This window comes from Microcoleus sp. BM001215392, from assembly GCF_036700185.1.
Classification (GTDB): domain Bacteria; phylum Cyanobacteriota; class Cyanobacteriia; order Cyanobacteriales; family Microcoleaceae; genus Microcoleus.
Genome location: NZ_JAUBOJ010000103.1, coordinates 1 through 18,505, shown reverse-complemented (window position 1 = coordinate 18,505; position 18,505 = coordinate 1). Strand labels below are relative to the sequence as shown.

General features: G+C 46.3%; 10 protein-coding genes and 1 pseudogene. 7 read left to right on the top strand and 4 right to left on the bottom strand.

Going from position 1 to position 18,505, the window contains the following annotated elements:
- Positions 1-47 precede the first annotated feature (47 nt).
- Positions 48-945, bottom strand: a pseudogene (locus QT974_RS13570) (SLC13 family permease).
- Here QT974_RS13570 and QT974_RS13565 point away from each other — a divergent pair.
- A complete protein-coding gene (locus QT974_RS13565) occupies positions 899-1,024 on the top strand; it encodes a hypothetical protein (RefSeq protein WP_333468996.1) in 126 nt (41 codons plus the stop codon). The pseudogene QT974_RS13570 and the gene QT974_RS13565 overlap by 47 nt on opposite strands.
- A gap of 63 nt (positions 1,025-1,087) precedes the next feature.
- On the opposite strand, the gene QT974_RS13560 is transcribed toward QT974_RS13565, so the two are convergent.
- A complete protein-coding gene (locus tag QT974_RS13560) occupies positions 1,088-1,258 on the bottom strand; it encodes a hypothetical protein (protein ID WP_333468995.1) in 171 nt (56 codons plus the stop codon).
- A 295-nt stretch (positions 1,259-1,553) separates the two neighbouring features.
- Between QT974_RS13560 and QT974_RS13555 the strand changes: the two genes are divergently transcribed.
- Complete coding sequence (locus tag QT974_RS13555; protein ID WP_333468994.1) at positions 1,554-5,495, top strand: PAS domain S-box protein; 3,942 nt, start codon at positions 1,554-1,556, stop codon at positions 5,493-5,495.
- 355 nt (positions 5,496-5,850) lie between these two features.
- On the opposite strand, the gene QT974_RS13550 is transcribed toward QT974_RS13555, so the two are convergent.
- A complete protein-coding gene (locus tag QT974_RS13550; protein ID WP_333468993.1) occupies positions 5,851-10,299 on the bottom strand; it encodes a tetratricopeptide repeat protein in 4,449 nt (1,482 codons plus the stop codon).
- A 39-nt stretch (positions 10,300-10,338) separates the two neighbouring features.
- Between QT974_RS13550 and rpiA the strand changes: the two genes are divergently transcribed.
- The 3 genes from rpiA to QT974_RS13535 all read left to right on the top strand — a co-directional run bounded on the left by rpiA (position 10,339) and on the right by QT974_RS13535 (position 13,617).
- Entirely contained in the window at positions 10,339-11,055 is a 717-nt protein-coding gene (gene rpiA / locus QT974_RS13545; protein WP_333468992.1) for a ribose-5-phosphate isomerase RpiA, read from the top strand.
- A gap of 155 nt (positions 11,056-11,210) precedes the next feature.
- Positions 11,211-12,395, top strand: a complete 1,185-nt coding sequence (locus QT974_RS13540; protein ID WP_442933178.1) for an aldo/keto reductase — start codon at positions 11,211-11,213, stop codon at positions 12,393-12,395.
- A 466-nt stretch (positions 12,396-12,861) separates the two neighbouring features.
- Entirely contained in the window at positions 12,862-13,617 is a 756-nt protein-coding gene (locus tag QT974_RS13535) for a Fe-Mn family superoxide dismutase (RefSeq protein WP_333468991.1), read from the top strand.
- A gap of 214 nt (positions 13,618-13,831) precedes the next feature.
- On the opposite strand, the gene QT974_RS13530 is transcribed toward QT974_RS13535, so the two are convergent.
- The gene (locus tag QT974_RS13530) at positions 13,832-16,273 is read right to left on the bottom strand and encodes a c-type heme family protein (RefSeq protein ID WP_333468990.1); all 2,442 of its coding nucleotides are present in this window, start codon (positions 16,271-16,273) and stop codon (positions 13,832-13,834) included.
- Between the two features lie 237 nt (positions 16,274-16,510).
- On the opposite strand from QT974_RS13530, the gene QT974_RS13525 reads away from it, so the two are divergent.
- Positions 16,511-17,536 carry an ATP-binding response regulator gene (locus tag QT974_RS13525; RefSeq protein ID WP_333468989.1) on the top strand — a complete coding sequence of 342 codons (1,026 nt, stop codon included), beginning with the start codon at positions 16,511-16,513 and terminating at the stop codon, positions 17,534-17,536.
- Positions 17,537-17,676: 140 nt separating this feature from the next.
- Entirely contained in the window at positions 17,677-18,369 is a 693-nt protein-coding gene (locus QT974_RS13520) for a response regulator transcription factor (RefSeq protein WP_333468988.1), read from the top strand.
- Positions 18,370-18,505: the final 136 nt, after the last annotated feature.

The following is an 18,505-nucleotide window of genomic DNA, read 5'->3' as shown; positions in this document are numbered from 1 at the left end:
TAAACGCAGATAATTTTAGGGTGTTTTCCGATTTTTGCAATTCAAGTCTATTGTACAGCTCGCGAGCTCTTGATATCGTTTCCGATTGTATCGTCAGGTGATTTAACCTTTCTAGAACGCTCTTGGCGCAGAGAGAGAAGAGAGAGATGAATAATTTCGATGGTACCGGATTTGAGATGAAGTGCTCGCACTATAATTGCAAAACTGAGATGCTCCCGATTCCCCGCTAGGGTGGAACCCGCAGCTAACATCAACCGAGCCGACGTATCTGTTTTGAAAATCTGTGATTGCAGAATTAATACGGCGGGTACGTTAGATATTAAGTTAGACATAATTAATGTTACTCGTAACAAACCTAGCGGCGTACTTGTCAAATTAGTTAGACAATCTAACAAACCCAGTTGTTGAGTCGCCTCAGTCACCACAAATAATCCCGCAAACATCACTAGCACATTCCAATCCACTCCTGGCAAAATGCGATCGGACTTGACGCGCCTGGTAATTAACAATATACTGGCAGCTATCCAGACAGATTCTGCTAAAGGTGCTCCAACTAAAAAAGCTAGTAACAGTCCTGCTGTTACCAACAAAGTTTTTGTCAGTAAAGGCTTGAACAAGCGATACCTGACTTGGGGAACCTCTGGTAAAGATTGGCAAAAACGCACTTCTGGATAAAGCAACCACAGCCAAGCTACTTGTACCAGCAAACAAATTAAAGCTATTGGTGGGAGACAGAGCAAATTCTAAATAACTAATTCCGGAAAAAGCACCGACAAGAATAGTTTGTGGGTTGCTGCTCACAGTTGCTATCGAACCTAAATTAGTGCCTCCAGCTAAGGCTAGAAGATAAGGGATAGGATTGAGAGACAAAGAGCGAATCAGAGTTAGAGTTAAAGGAGTGAGTAAAATCGCGGTAGTGTCGTTGAGAAAAAATCCTGAGAGAATGTCGCTGCTAAAAGTAACGGCTACTAAAATCCCGAAGGGAGAACGAGTACAGCGAGTTGAAAATTCTCAAGCCAGTTGAAAAAAACCGGATGCTCCCAAAGCCGAATTAACTACCATCATTCCCCACAAAAAAACGATCGTCCTACGGTCGATCGCCCGCCAAGCAGTTTTCAGGTCTCCTACTCCCCAAAGCCACGATAAAAGCTGACCCAACAATTGCGATCGCAGCCCGGTTCATCCGCAGCCCCGGTAAATACCCCAAACCAAAACTCAAGTAGATCGTTCCCAACACTAGATATTCAAGTGTTATCATAGATAATTAAAACCCTTGGTTGCCCGTTTTTCCACCGCCCTTGAATCCTCAAACTCCACGCGCGGTAATTGCAGCTATAGCTGCAATTACCGCAACTAGCAAGAAATATTGCTGGCAGACAATCTACTAACTACAAACAAACACAGGGGTTGCATTGGCAAGTAAAAATCAGCGCGCTGGACAAGTTGTAATTTTGTTACAACTTGTAACTTTTTAAAACAACAGGTTTAATTTAGTTTCACAACAAAGTTAAATTCCAGAAAGTAAAATTAATTACAGTCGAGTTAAGCTAAAAGTGTTTGCTAAAAAAAGTAATTCAAGCAACTCAGAAACCAACAATTCTCGCTTGACAGGCACGGGCGGCGAACTCGCCGCTGCGAAAGTTTCTGGCGCGCCACAAGTCGAACAGGATTGGTATCGCAATCTCTACGAAAATTTTCCGGGCATTTACTTCGTTGTAGACGCTTTGGGAAGAGTTTTTTCGCTGAATCAATTCGGCGAGGCTCGTCTCGGCTACAGGTCACAGGAATTAATTTGTCATTCAATCTTTAACATATTTTACTGCCAAGAGCAAGGGAAAATGCAGGCAGAATTTGCCAGATTAGCACATCCGAAAAACGGTTCGTCAAATTCACAAATTGCGTCTTGGGAAGGGCGCTTGACTTGCAAAGATGGTCGAATTGTTTGGGTGAAAGCAACGGCGCGGGTATGGGCGAATGCTCCCTGGAAAATAGAGGAAAATAGCGATCGCTCATTTGGCAATTTCCAACGACCGACGGTACTGTTGGTGTGCGAAGAAATTAAGCCGACTTCCCTATTATCAGCGCCGCCACAGCAGAGGGAAAAGGCCAGCAGTCCAATTTGGGCGATCGCCAAATTAGCCAAAAGTCAAATTAAACAAAGCAATAATATAGAACAATTCATCCGCGAAGTAACAGAAACTGCTGTCAGTATTGTCAACTGCGATCGAGCCAGCATCTGGCTCTACGGCGAAGACAAAACGCAGCTTCACTGCATCGACTTCTACGAGGACAACACTAAGTTACATTCGGTACAAATCATCATTACAGCAGCAGACTGTCCGGCATATTTTAAAGCATTGAATTCGGCCGCCCCAATCGCAACGGTGGCCGCCGAAAATGACCCGAGAACCCGAGAACTGGCAGGCCTTTATTTTGGCGGTAGAGGCACGACTTCGCTGTTAAACGTACCGATTGTACTGGCTGGTCAAAGGTTGGGAATAGTCAGCGCCGAACGCCTGGGTAGCAGCCGCGAATGGACAGACGAAGAACATGAATTTACCCAAATATTAGCAGAATTTGTCTCGTCAAGTTTGGCAGCTAGCGAAACTTTAAAATTAGAAGCAATGCGGCGCGAACAGCAGCAAAACTTGCTCGCTCAATACTACGATCAATTAGAAGAAAGAGTACAAAGACGCACGGGAGAACTCAAAAAAGCCAACACAAAACTGCAAGAAGAAATAATCAAAAGAAAGCAAGCAGAAGCAGAAATGCGCCGCCAGCAGCAAGAACAGCAAATTATTTTTGATTCCGTGCCGGCAATGATTTGGTACAAAGATACAGAAAGCCGTTTGCTGCGGATCAATCAAGCCGCCGCCGCATCGAGAGGTTTGCCTGCTGCTCAATTAGAAGGAAAATCTTTTTATGAAATCTATCCAGACGAAGCAGAGCAATATTATTTAGAAGATTTAGAAGTAATCAATTCCGGCGTTGCCAAACTGGGAAAAGTCGAACTGCTGCCAACGGTTTCCGGTCAAAAATGCTGGGTGCGTACAGATAAAATACCTTACCGCGACGAAACAGGTAAAGTAGCTGGCGTCATCATGTTTGCAGTAGATATTACCGATCTAGTTAAAGTAGAAAAAGAATTGCGAGAATATCGCGATCGCCTCTCCGAAAAAGTAGAGAAACGCACTGCCATGTACAGACAAGCCATGGCTGCTTTGTACTCAGCAAATATGCAACTGCAACAGCTAATTAACAACAGCTATTCTGAGGAAAATGGCAGCAGCACAGCAGCAGCACGCTTGCTAGAATCTGAGGCTTATTTTGAAGCAGTTGCAGTGGCAGACCGCGACACAATTTTGAGCGTCAGCAGCACTTTTGCCGAGCTTTTTGGTTACGAACCAGCAGAAATGGCAGGAATGAGTTTGCTGGAACTGCTGTCGCCGAAATCTTACAAACAGGGCCCGCAAATGATTTCCGCAGCCAGCAATACAGTCTGCGAAACAATTTTTCTCAGGCGGGACGGAACTGCTTTTCCGGCTGATGTGCGCAGCAAATTTGCAGTTTGGGAAGGTCGTTTGGTGCAGGTGAAAGCAGTGCGCAATCTCACGGAACGCAAATTAATCGCCGCAGAATTAGAACGATCGCGCTCTTTGCTGCACGCTATCCTGGAAGCCACAGCCGACGGCATTCTTGCCGTTACTACCGCCGGAGAACTGATTAGTTTTAACGAAAAGTTAGTTCAAATGTGGGGGATTCATGAAGAAGTTAGAAACTCAATGGATAGAACGGTGCGCCTGACATTTCTCACCAAGCAAGTTAAAGATCCGAGGGCTTTTTTGCAGAGAGTTAAAGAAATTTATAGCGATGCCGAATCAAATGGCTGCGATATTCTCGATTTTAAAGACGGCCGGACTTTTGAGCGCTACACGCAGCCGATTAGAGTTGGACAAAATATTATTGGCAGGGTGTGGCGCTTCCGCGATATTACTTCTCGCGAAAAGGTGACGGCAATGTTGGGAGATTCTCAGCGGCGCTTTCGGGCAATTTTTGATTCTTCTTTCCAGTTTGTTAGCCTGCTGAAACCGGACGGCACTCTGCTGGAAGCTAACCAAACTTCTCTGGATTTTGCCGGAATTAAGCTGCGGGATGTGGCAAATCGCCCGTTTTGGCTGTTACCTTGGGGGGGAGTTTCTCAAGAAGTTCGGGAGCAGTTACAAGATGCGATTTGTCGATCGGCAAAAGGTGAGTTAGTTCGCTATGAAGTGGAAGTTAAAGGTGCACACCGCACGGCAACTATTGATTTTTCTCTCAAACCCGTGGCGGATGAAACTGGTAAAATTGTCTTGCTGCTACCGGAAGGTCGAGATATTACTGAAAGCAAGCAGGTGCAAGTAGCTCTGCGACAGCAAGTTGAGCGGGAACGCCTGATCGCGCAGATTCAATCGCGCATTCGTTCTTCTCTGGATCTGACAGATATTCTCAACACTACAGTAGCGGAAGTGCGGGAGTTTTTGGCAACCGATCGCGTAATTATTTTCCGCTTCCGACCGGATTGGAACGGAGATGTTGTAGTAGAGTCGGTTGCTGAAGGCTGGATGCCGCTGATGGGTATGGTAATTGAGGATTGTTGTTTTGCTAATACCTATATCGGGCAGTATTTGAAGGGTAGAATTCGATCGGTAGAAGACATTCACGCTTCTAATTTTGCCGAGTGTCACGTCAATTTTTTGGCCGAGTGTCAGGTGAAAGCAAATTTGGTCGTACCCATCGTGCAGCAGGGAATCGAAAACCGCAACGGCAATCCTACTTGTCAAGTGCCGAAGCTGTGGGGTTTGCTGATTGCGCACCACTGTTCTGCACCCCGCCAGTGGCAACAGTTTGATATGGATTTGCTGAGTCAGTTGGCTACTCAGGTGGCGATCGCGATCGAGCAATCTTTACTTTACCAGCAGTTGGCTGCTGCCAACCAGCGATTGGACGGGTTGGCGAATTTGGACAGTCTGACTCAACTAGCTAACCGCCGCCGGTTTGACGAGGTACTCAATCGCGAATGGGAACACTCCAGCCGTGCCGAACCCCTATCTTTGATTATGTGCGACATTGACTGTTTTAAACTTTACAACGACAATTACGGCCACCAAGCTGGGGATGCTTGCTTGCAACGAGTGGCGGGGGCGATCGGGGATACTTGCACGAACGTACCCCCAGAACGCCTTTACTTAGCGGCTAGGTACGGCGGCGAGGAATTTGGGGTAATTTTGCCAAATACGGATCTCGCGGCCGCACAGGCGATCGCAGAGGAAATCCGCCAGCGCGTGAAAGCTTTGGCAATTCCTCACCTCAAGTCTGTTGTCAGCAATTGCGTGACTCTCAGTATGGGGGTGGCGACGATTTCGGAAAATCAAAATTCGCCGAAGATGTTGATTGAAGCTGCGGATAAGGCGCTGTATCGAGCTAAATCTGGCGGGCGCGATCGAGTTAACACTTGAGAGTCAGTTGACAGTTGGCAGTTGGCAGTTGGCAGTTGTCATCAGCTTACTAAAAAAACGATCGCGCCAACCGGCATAAGGTTAGGGCGATCGCGATACTATGAATCAGCATTTATCTATCAGACTCGGCGCGGAATTTTTACGCATTTTCACGGATTTTGTTACAAAAGTTTACTGGGAGTTGCGTACAAATATCCAGAAATCGCGTTTCTGTACCTGAGATCTCTTTTTTTTGAACCGCTCCAGGCCGCAGAGGACGCAGAGGAAGAGAACAGAGCAGGGATTGCTATAGCAATTCGCAATGACCTGCGCAAGCCAATTCGCAATGCCCAATTCGCAATGCCCAATTCCCCACCTATTTAGCTAGCAGTTTCTGAAACGCCTCGTACATATCCTGGGCTAACTTTTTAGGATTCCACAAAGGCGCGAGATGTTCTGGTTGCTTCGACTTAATCAAATGCTCTTTTACTGCATTTCTCAAGCCAGCATCGCGCCCAAACTTAACTCCCCACTCGGTGTATTCTTCCCAACTCCACGCCGCACCCACATCGAGATTGGCACTTTTGAGAAAAGCGTAACCCATCCGCGAAAGATATTGATCGCCGGATCTCGTTACCACTGGCAAATTTGCCCACAAAGCCTCTAAATTGTGAGTCCCGCCGTTGTAAGGATAGGAATCTAACAGCACGTCAGCTACGTAATAAATCGCCCGGTGTTCTTCTTCGCTTCTGGTTTGTCCGATAAACTTGATCCGCTCAAAGTCTACTCCCTGAATGGCGCATTCTTCGCGGTAAGTGCTGTGAATTACATCGGGGTCGCCTTGACCTTTACGAATCAACAAACTATCTGGAACTTGCTTTAGTATTTTAACTTGAGCTTGCACCATTTCAGGATTAGTTTTCCTGCCCGGAGCAACGCACAGATAAGCCATTTGATCCAAGCCAATGCCGAGAGCATTTCTAATCCCTTCTCGATTCACAGGAATGCTTTGGAGTTCGCCAATTGCTACCGAACAACTAGGCAATCTCACCAACTGTTCTAAGTAATTTTGTTCGACACCAAGCGGGTGAGTGTGTTCGTCGCACAGAAAGTAATGTTTGTCGGAGATGTAGGGCGCGTCGAATCCCAGCCAAGAAACGCAGATTCCGGCTGGATATTGATACAAAACTTCGACGTTTGTCGGGACTGTCATTGAGTCTAAGTCTATTAAAACATCCAAGTCGTCTTCCACTACTTCGGCGAGGATTTCGCCGCCGTCTGCAAATCCGTTGGGATATTTTTTGGGCCAGTAAAACTTGCCAGCCATTTCTTCAAAGCGCTGTGTAACTTCATCTCGGTTGAGTTTACCTGTCACGTAAAGGTGAACGTGCGGAGTAATGTGGCTTAGTTCGCGAATTAAAGCTTCGCTGCACCAGCCTACTGAGTGGCGGCGGAAGTGTTTGGAAAGGAAGCCAATTTTTAAGGGCTGTTGTTTTGTTAGGTAATTTGCGGGTTTGATTCTGTTGGGTTTGTGGCGCTGCGGGACGGCTTTTTGGTAGTATTCTTTGGCAATTAATCGGTAAAAACTGGCGTTTTTATCGCGGTTGTCCCGCAGGTGGGAAACTGCAAATAGAAATATTTCGTAGAGCAGTTTTAGTTCGATGATGCTAAAGGTTTCGACTTTTTGATAGCAGAGTTTTTCGATTTCTTCGAGTTTCTCAATCGCCTGTTTGCTGACACCTGATTGCAGGTAGGAAAAAACGTAGGCTGTGGCTGACATGACAGGGGCTTTGTCGCCGCAGAATTCGCAGTATTTGTCGGCTACGCTGCGGGCTCCGGCGAGGTTGGTGGAGTGGCTGAGCAAGTCGCAGAGTTGTTGGTGGGCTTCGCTGAATTGGGGGTTGCACGCGATCGCCTTTTCAAAACAGGCGATCGCATCCAAGGGCTTATCTTGCTTCTGAATGTGTCCCATCCGGCAGTAAACTTCGGCCCAATCAGGTTTTAGTTCCAAAGCTTGTTGATAGCTGGCTAATGCTTCTTCCAGCCGCCCCTGCATGGAAAAACAACTGCCGAGGTTAGCATGAACTTCCGGCCAATCTGGTTTAATTTTGAGAGTGTTTTGGTAATTAGTAATTGCTTCTTCGTACTTGCATTGCTGTAAAAAAGAATTGCCTAAGTTGAAGTGCAGCACTTCTAATTCGGGCTTTAAAACTGCCGCTTTTTGATAGTAAGCGATGGCGGCGTCGAGATTGCCTTGTTGCGATCGCGCGCTGCCGATGTTAGCATAAGCTTCTGCCCAATCTGGTTTAATGGCGATCGCCTTTTGGTAGCTTTCAATAGCTTCGTCGCGCTTGCCTTGGCCGAAAAGCCGATTGCCTAAGTTAAAATGGAAGTCAGCACCGACAAGCTGCGGGTTGAGTTCGGATGTTCTTTGAAAACAGGCGATCGCAGCTTCGACGTTGCCGTGTTTGTGATATACTTTGCCTAAATTCCAGTGAGCGCCTGCTAAATCAGGGCTGAGGGCGATGGCTTGCTGGTAATGGGCGATCGCCTCGGACAAACGCCCCATTTTGAAATACATACTGCCGATATTGGCGCGCACTTCCGCAAAATTTGGCTGCAATTTTAACGCTTGAGAATAAGAGCGAATTGCAGCTTCTATTTTGCCTCCTGCTTGCAAAGCATTCCCTAAAGTGACGTAAGCGTGGATGAAATCAGGTCGGATTTTTAGGGCTTGGTGACACTGTGCGATCGCCTCTTTAATTTTACCTTTAACTAAGAAGTTTTCTGCGAGTTTTTTGTACTGTTCTACTTCTTGAAAATTCGCCGATTGTGTGCTATCTGGAACATTCAGCGAGGTTACTTGTTCGGAAACTGCGGCGGGATTTGTAAACGGAGTATTTAAATTTTCAGCAGTTGGTGCAGGCGGCAAATTGATACTCGAAGGCTGCAACCCGTAGCCTTCATCTTTGTTGACAGAAACTGGTTGTGGTGCGTCTGATTCTGTCTCTAATTCGATAAAATTGCTGTCGGCAGTTGCTAGCTGTTTTTGGCTGGTTAAACTCGATAGTTTGTCTGCTGCGCTGGTATTTTTCGGTTGCAGTTGCAGCACTTTTTGACAGCAAACAATTGCCCCATCTAAATTTCCTTGCTGCTCTAAAACGCTGCTGAGCATCAAATTTACCGAACACAAGCTGGGATTAATAGCAAGAGCTTTTTCATAATAATTTCCTGCCTGTGCCAATTGCCCTAACTTGTAATACATACTGCCGAGATTGGCGTTAGCTTCGGCAAATTGCGGCTGAATTTCTAAAGCTTGTAAATAAGCTTTAATTGCCATTTCCAGTTTGTCTTGAGCGTGCAGGGCATTACCCCCTGTCAAGTAAGCCGCAGCAAAATTCGGTTGAAATTTAATCGCGAGATTGCATTGGGCGATCGCCCGATCGAATTCTCCTTGCAAAACATAAACTTCCGCCAACTTTTGATGAATTTCCGCATCTTTGGGATTGAACTCTAAAGCTTTTTGATAATTCTCGATCGCGCCGCCGAGAGCGCCTGTATTTTTCAGGTTATTTCCCTTGAAAAAATATGTTTGAGCTGATTCTAAATCCACCAAAAACTCTGCGACCATTTGCTCTGCCACTCTTACAGGTTTTACACTAATACTATTCAACCATTGTACCCACTCTCGGGAACGCACAGACCAAGTACACCCTCGATTCATATATTCTACCTGCTGTCTCAGATGATTTTCAGCAGTTGGGCCGCCCGCACCCGTACACTCTTTTAAAACTTCGACTGTCGCCTCAACAAACCGCCTTGTATATCCCTCCCAATCCGGTTTACCCGCACGCTTCCAATTAGTTACCGATGCCAAAGTTTCCAGCCCTGACATGGAAACTAGACGCGCAAATCCCGCAGTTGTTTCCGGCAAAGCTGCCAATTCACTCGTCACAATCCGGCACCCGCTAGCCATCGCTTCCATCACCGCAATCGATGACGTTTCCAAATAGGTATTGGGGTAAGCTAAAACTGCAACTGAACGCAGTTGCCGGACGAGTTCTGGCTGCGGTATGGAACCGACATATTCGACACCTTCTATTGCCTGACACTTGTCGTAAAGTTCACCAAAAAAAAGCTGGTTATCATTATCGTCTATTTGGTGTACTTTCATGCTGGAAAATACTTTCAATCTAGTTCCCGGGACAGTTTGACGAATTTCGGGAAAAACGTTTAATAAAATATCGAGCCCGCGAAAGGGAGTGCTGGTGTAAGCGAGAATTGGCGGTTGAGATTTTGGCGATCGGATAGAAATATTATCGGGGAAGATGTTAGCAAAACAAGGTGCGATCGCATTTCTTAAAACACAACTGCGGTTTAAATCAATCGCAAAACGACTGTGAAATTGCTCGCGCTGCCAATCGCTGACAAAAACAAAAGCATCGCAAGCATTGATTTCTTGCTGATTCTTCAAATTTTCAAGAAATACAAAGCCTGGTTCGTTATGAACCCACAAAATCAACTGAGTCTGTTGTCCCAAAAGCGGCTTAACTTCCAGTGCCTTACCGACCACATTGACTATAACTAAAAAATCGAGCGATCGCAGTAATTCCAAATTTGCTCGATCCCCTACCCGCAGCCTGCAATCAACCCCGCGCGACATCCCCGGTTCCGAAGTATTATTAAGTAGAAATACCTCATTTCCCAGGGCTGCCAACGCCTCAGCTAAATAACAAATAGCAGATTGAGTGCCGCCCAAAGGTTCGCGGTAAGGAGTTTCAACTTTATAATCCCAAGTATAGGTATCGAGAAATCCGATTTTCATTAAATGGTATAATCTTAAAGCTATTGAGGATTACCGAACATGACCACAGAACAAGACCCCGTAAAATTGATGAAACAGCAAGTTGGCTTTGCTGCCGCCGATCGCGTAAAATCTGGTATGATTGTCGGACTCGGCACGGGGTCAACTACAGCTTATACTATTCAAGCGTTAGGCGATCGCATAAAATCAGGCGAACTCAAAGATATCAAAGGAGTTCCCACATCATTTCAATCAGAAGTATTAGCCAAACAGTACGGAGTACCGCTGACAACCCTCGACGAAATTGACAGAATAGACGTAGCCATTGACGGCGCCGACGAAGTAGATCCGCACCTCAACTTAATTAAAGGTGGCGGCGCCGCCCACACCCGCGAAAAAGTTGTCGATTGTCTGGCTGCTCAGTTTATTGTAGTAGTTGACAGTTCCAAAATGGTAGATAAATTGGGTTCGACTTTTCGCGTCCCCATCGAAGTTATACCAATGGCAATTACCCCCGTTACTCGCGCCATCGAAAAATTGGGCGGCAAACCAGAACTCCGCATGGGAATCAGAAAAGCAGGCCCGGTAATTACCGACCAAGGTAATATGGTAATTGACGTTCAATTTGATAACCTTGACAATCCTGCGGAATTAGAAAAAACTTTGAACAACATTCCCGGCGTGTTAGAAAATGGCTTGTTTGTCAACTGTACAGATTTGGTTTTAGTTGGCGAAATTCAAGACGGCAAACCCGTAGTCCGCGAGATTTCTAAATAGATAACTTGACTTTGATTGTCAAAATACAGGGGTTTAAACCCCTGTATGACCGAGGAATATTTTTAGGGTAGTTTATAAATCTCCATCCTAAAAACCAGGCGATTCATCTGTCAACTGTCAACTGTCAACTGTCAACTGTCAACTGTCAACTGTTTATGATGCAATATCGCAGATTCGGCCGCACAGAATTATCCATGCCCGTCTTTTCCTGCGGCGGCATGAGATATCACCACAAATGGCAAGATGTGCCAGCCAATGAAATTCCCCCAGACAATCAACAAAATCTAGAAGCGACAATTCGTTACTCAATCGAATGCGGCATCAATCACATAGAAACTGCTCGCGGTTACGGCACTTCTGAGATGCAGTTGGGGTGGATTTTGCCGGAGTTTCCCCGCGAAAACTTGATAGTTCAAACGAAAGTTTGTCCTCAAGCCAGCTCCGAGGCATTTCGCGAAGAATTTGATAAATCCTTAGCTTATTTACAGCTAGAATACGTCGATTTATTTTCCATACACGGCATTAATACCTGGGAATTGCTAGAGGATTCTATGCACCCGGGCGGCTGTTTGGATGTGGCCAAAAAATTGCAAGCAGAAGGCAAAGTTAGGTTTATTGGTTTTTCGACTCACGGGCCGACGGATGTGATTGTTAAAACAATTGCAACCAATCAATTCGATTATCTGAACTTGCACTGGTACTACATCAATCAAAATAATTGGCCGGCAATTGAAGCAGCCAAACGTCACGACATGGGCGTTTTTATTATCAGTCCTTCCGACAAAGGCGGTCAACTTTACAACCCGCCGCCAAAGTTGGTAGATTTGTGCTATCCGCTGAGTCCGATGGTGTTTAATGATTTGTTTTGTTTGTCACACCCGCAAGTACACACTTTGAGTTTGGGTGCAGCCAAACCCGAAGATTTTAACGAGCATCTAAAAGCTGTAGAATTGTTAGATAAAGCTGATGAAATTTTGCCGCCGATATTAGCAAGGCTGCAAAATGCAGCAATTGATAAATTAGGAGAAGATTGGTTTAAAACTTGGGATGTCGGTTTACCAACTATCGAAAATACTCCCGGAGGAGTTAACATTCGAGTGATTTTGTGGCTGTGGAATTTGGCGAATGCTTACGATGCGATCGACTATTGCAAGATGCGCTACAACCTTTTGGGTAACGCCAGCCACTGGTTTCCCGGCCAAAAAGCCGATCGCCTCGACGAATTAGACTTGCGCCGCTGTCTCGCCCACAGCCCCCACGCTGCGAAAATTCCCGGTATTCTGCAAGCAGCCGATCGACTTTTTGGAGGCGAAGCCGTGCAGCGGTTATCTCAAGAATAATATAAAAAACCCGGTTTCGAGACAGAAACCGGGTTTGCGAGCCGGAGCACGTGAGACTTATGTACACGTACCTCATTAGCCTATACTTGAGGTGTTCTCACCAACATCACCCATCCGTCTCATCCATTTGGGCGATAAGTCAGCAGTCAGTAGTTATTAGTTATTAGTTATTAGTTATTGGTTATTGGTTATTGGTTATTAGTTATTGGTGATTGGTTATTAAGAAGGAAGAAGATATACACAGCAAGCTTGAGCGCGAGTTGTATTTTAAGTTTAATTAGATTTACAGCGGTTATCAAAAAAGTCAAGTATGCCCCATGCCCCATGCCCCATGCCCCATGCCCCATGAGTAGCTGATCTTTCTGAGAAAGGCTATATATTTACGATTTTATAATTTTTTTCCCAACTTCCTCCCATTTTGTTTTAATCTGAGATAAAACAGTGAATAATTCACTTGGTAATTTTTATGACACTCAAACGCCGAGATTTCTTGTATTTGCTAACGGCCACCGTCGGAGCTATTACCGCAGGTGCTTGCCAAGCGTCAGGAAATAATGTATCGCAAGCAAGTCCATCCCCAGAAAGCCCAAAAATAGCTCAAACTCCCGGGCCTTTTACACTACCGCCTCTACCTTACGAATACAATGCTTTAGAACCGCACATTGACGCGCGGACAATGCAATTTCACCACGACAAACACCACGCCGCCTACGTTAAAAACCTCAACGATGCTGTCAATAAATACCCGAATCTCAAAAACGTGAGTGTTGAAAATATGCTCAAAGATTTGAGCAAAGTGCCGGAAGATATTCGGACAACTGTACGCAATAATGGCGGCGGACACCTCAATCACAGTATGTTTTGGGAAATCATGAGTCCCAAGGGCGGCGGCGAACCCACAGGAGAAATTGCCACAGCAATTAAGCAAAACTTCGGCAGTGTTGAGGATTTTAAAGCCAAATTCAACGAGGCTGGTACTAAGCGTTTTGGCAGCGGTTGGGTGTGGCTAGTTCGCAATAAAGCTGGCAAGCTTGAGATTACAACTACTGGCAATCAAGACAGTCCTTTCAGTGATGGCAACTACCCAATTATGGGCAATGATGTTTGGGAACACGCTTATTATCTCAAATACCAAAACCTGCGCGCCGATTACTTAAAAGCGTGGTGGAACGTGGTTAATTGGCAGGAAATTAACAAACGCTACGAAAAGGCGATCGGTTAGTTTCAGATTGTTTGTAGTTGCGCTGTTTTCGCTTCAGCGCAACTACAGTTTCCGATTTATAAATTACAAATATTACTTGATAACTACTTATTACTAACAACTTCCTGTAAGACGTAGGGTGCGTCGCCACGAATAATTCTCGCCCTCAACCAGGCTGCCAGTGAGCGACGCACCCTACAATTTATAACGGGGATGAATAACAAAGGAGGTGGTATTATATCGGCACGCAGCTTAAAGCAATGATGTCTTCATAACAAAGACGATCGACTAACTGGTTCAGAGCATTTTTCAGGGGAGAATGCTGTTGCGGAATTTGCTCAATTAACTCACGAATTTGCTTGCTATTGAGTTTAATCGCAGCTTGATGTAACTGCTCGATCCATAGGGTTGGCATTACCCTCAGATCGGAAGGAGTTAGTTCTGACGGGGCGATACTTTCAGGGATTTGATTCGCGATCGGTCGATAATATAGAGAATCATTCGACTTATCTTCGGCATCATTACCGCCAGCATAAACATAGCAAACATCCAAATATTCTGCCATTTTGGCGAAGATAGTTTCTGTCCGGAAAGGTTTGCGCACGAAATCGTCAAACCCAGCCTCTAGAGCAACTTGAAGCTCTTCTTCAAAGGCGCTACCCGTCAAGGCAATAATAATCGGAGAAGGCAGACTGCTAGCTTTTATCTGCTGGGTTGCAACATATCCATCCATGACAGGCATCCGAATATCCATCCAAATGAGATGTGGTTGCCAACTTTGCCACAGCCCGATCGCCTCTTGTCCGTTATTAGCTGTTTGCACCTCAAATCCGATCGGGATTAATAATTCTACCAACAGTTGGCGATTTTCCAGTTTATCGTCAACAACGAGAATCCGATAGGCAATTTGTCCCGCAGCCAATCCGACAATCGATCGCGCTTGTTGTGGTGATGCGATCGCCCGATGTGCTATCAACTCCACTTGAATTTCAAACCGGAAAATGCTGCCTTGGCCGACGGTACTCTCAACAGCAATTTCGCCTCCCATGAGTTGTACGAACTTGCGGCTGATGGACAATCCCAATCCCGTTCCCTCTTGAGAGTGCACTCCGGTTGCAGTTTGGAAAAAAGGATCGAACAGCCGATCGCGTTCCGAGGGTGCAATGCCGGGCCCCGTGTCTGTTACGGTGAAGTGGAGCGTGCATTCTTCCCCTCTTTCCACCCGCAGGGCGACACTTCCGGCTTGGGTAAACTTGATGGCATTACCGAGCAAATTAATTAACACCTGACGCAGTTTAGTTTCATCGGTGCGAACGAACTGAGGCACATCGCTCGATCGCTCAAACTTCAGTTGCAAACCCTTCGACTCGGCTTTCAAACGGAGCATTTGTTGTAGCGTATCGAGAAGAGCAAAGAGGTCGAAATCCGTTGCTTGAAATGCGCTCCGTCCTGCTTCAATCTTAGACATTTCCAAGACATTATTAATCAACGCCAGTAGATGTTCCCCACTGCGATTAATCGTATCCAAATATCGCTGTTGCGTCTGCGGCGGCAGGTTACTTACTCCCGCAGCATCGCTTGGCGATCGCAACATCAATTGTGTAAAACCGAGGATGGCGTTGAGTGGAGTCCGCAACTCGTGACTCATATTAGCCAAAAACTGACTCTTCGCCCGATCGGCAGATTCGGCTTTAGCTTGAGCTTTTTCCGCTTCCTTGATACTATCCGCCAATTGCGCCGTGCGCTCTTCTACAGCTTGGCTGAGGTTGAGTTCGCGGGTGCTGACTTCGTGGGCCATATCCTGAAAAGTGCGGGCGAGTTGTCCCGGTTCGTCGCGTCGCTGCGCCACTTTGACAATTTCCGGCACGTCAAATGCACCCACTTGTGCTGCGGTGATGGGACTGGTACTGACTCGCTGGGCGATCGCAGTAAGCTGTCTGAGAGGTTGAATCACTCGCTGCTTCAACAACCTGTTAATCGACAACACCGCCACCGCAAACACAGCCGTAAAAATACTCATCATTGACGCCATATTGCGGCGGCTGTGGGCAAAAACTTCATCAGCAGGAACGTAAATCGTTTGGGTAGCAACAACTTCATCTAACTTCCAGCCAAAGCCCGTGCGATCGCCGTAGATGGCAATTTGACCCTTGGGCGCATCGGCTGGCTTACCGTGACATTGCAAGCAATTGACTTCTTTCATTGCCAGGGGTCGGGCGATGTAAAATAAGGTCGAGCCTGCGGTTTTTCGATAGCCGGAAAGTTCAGAAAGGTCTGGCTGACGGCGAAACTGTTCGACGAGTGCGGTTTCAAAGCGATCGGCCCGATCGCGGATATTCGAGGGGTTGGGGGCTGCTTCTTTGTAGAAAAAGCCGTGGTAGTCGGGCAAATCGCGAAATCGTTCAAAAATTTGTCGCGCCGCAAAAGCGGGAATAGCTTCCGGCAAAAAGGTGGACTCGGTGTCAAGTTTATTTTTCAGCAACGGATTGACGTGATGGTTCGTGTAATTCCGGGCAGAATTGATCGTCTCCATCAAAATGCTTGCCCGCGTAGTAATCTCTTCTTCCGCTGCGAGTTGTAGGGTATTCCAAAGCGTTATACCGCTCAGCAGGATTCCTGCCAGAAAAACTAGCGCCAGCAAGAAGATAAATTGCGATCCGAGTTTTAGTCTGCCCATTATCGATAATCTCCGCGCTCGATCGGGTTATGTTTTTTGTATCAGCATTCAGGTAGATCCCCCCGGCGCCCCCCTTAAAAAGGGGGGAACTGGATTCAAAGTCCCCTTAAAAAGGGGGGAACCGGATTCAAAGTCCCCTTAAAAAGGGGGGAGAATGCTCTTAAAGTCCCCCTTTTTAAGGGGACTTTAGGGGGATCTTCAGCAAAACAGTTCACCGTTCTTTTCTTCGATCGATGTATGAATACCCCTCAACCCCCAACCGCAGATATTCTCATCGTAGACGATACCCTCGAAAATCTTCACCTGCTGTCCGAGATGCTGACACAGCAAGGTTATGACATTCGCATCGTCAAGAGCGGCGCAATGGCATTAAGAGGCGTGCAAGCGCAACCACCCGATTTGATTTTGCTAGACATCATGATGCCGGAAATGGATGGATATGAAGTGTGCCAGCGCTTGAAAGCCAATCCCCAAACTCAGAATATCCCGGTAATTTTTATCAGCGCGCTGCATGAAGTATTCGATAAAGTCAAAGCATTTGCGGTGGGTGGAGTGGATTACATTACTAAACCCTTTCAGATTGAAGAAGTCTGTGCCAGAGTAGCGCATCAATTGACGATTCGCCACTTGCAAATGCAGGTGGAAGAAATGGCGATCGTACAGGAACGCAATCGGATTGCTCGCGATATTCACGATTCTTTAGGTCACGCCCTGGTAGCGCTCAACCTGCATATGGAAACGGCACTAACTATGTGGAACGAACAGCCCGATCGAGCGTACCCGTTTCTGGTGAAAGCCAAACAACTCGGTTCCGAGGCACTGCAAGCCGTGCGGCAATCGGTCTCGGCCATGCGCGACGATCCGTTGCAGGGGCAGGGATTGACAGAGGCGATCGCGCATTTAATTCAAGAATTTTACCAAACGACAGGCGTACAACCAAACTGTCAGATTCACCTCTCTGGAACCTTATCCCAAGCTGTCAATATAGCCCTCTATCGGATCGTGCAAGAAGGCTTGACTAATATCTGCAAGTATGCTAAAGCCACTGCGGTAGAGATTCAGATTGAATCGAATCCAGCCGGGACTTTCCTCAAACTTGAGGATAATGGTAAAGGCTTTCAAATGGGTGAGAGTCGATCGGGTTTTGGTCTTCAGGGGATGCAGGAACGGGTGACCGCTTTGGGCGGATCTTTGGAAATTACCAGCGCGCGCGATCGGGGATGCTGCATCAATGCTTACTTTCCGGTAATGGGTAATGGGTAATCGGTAATTGGTAATTGGTAATATCAATTCTACACTTCATCGGAATTATTCATTTCTCTGGCTTCTCTCTCTGTGTTCTCTGCGTCCTCTGTGGTTAAATCATTCCAATCCAAAATCTAGAATCTCAAATAGAAAATCTCATGATTCGTATATTACTTGTTGAAGACCAGGATTTAATTCGGAGTAGTTTAAAAGCATTGTTGGAAACCCGGCCAGATTTACAAATTGTCGGGGAAGCAGACAACGGACAAAGGGCGATCGAACAGCTTGAAGGATTGCATAACCAATTTTTACCACCAGATATCGTGCTGATGGATATCCAAATGCCGATTATGGATGGCGTGACGGCAACCCAACAAATGTGTCAGAAATATCCGCAGACTAAAATTCTGATCCTGACAACATTTAATGATACGCAATACATTGCCGAAGCGATTGGCTATGGAGCAAAAGGATATGTCCTCAAAGACACGCCTGCTGCGGAATTAATCGAGGCAATTCACTCGATTTGCAAGGGTTACACTCAGTTTGGGCCGGGCATTTTGGAAAAGATGGTGGCGCAGGTATCCGCACCAAAACAGCAGAAACTCGAACTACCACCGGGCATGGCAGAACTTACATCTAGGGAGCGAGAAGTGCTGCTGTTAATTGCTAAAGGATCGAGCAATCGCGAAATTGCTCAGGCATTATTTCTGTCTGAAGGAACAGTCAGAAATCATATCACTCATATTCTGGGGCGATTGAATTTGCGCGATCGCACCCAAGCAGCACTCGTGGCGAATTCCTTCCTTGCTTGGTTGGAAAACTCTGGAGCTGCTGGGTCGCTCGACTAATACTGCTGAGCGGAATTAAACGGGCAAAATTACAAATTAAAAAAGTTGACTGGATCGGGTGTTTGTCGATCGAGTGCGATTGCCCGTGACAAATGTCATGGGGCGATCGTGACATTTATCCGATGTGGAACCTCTT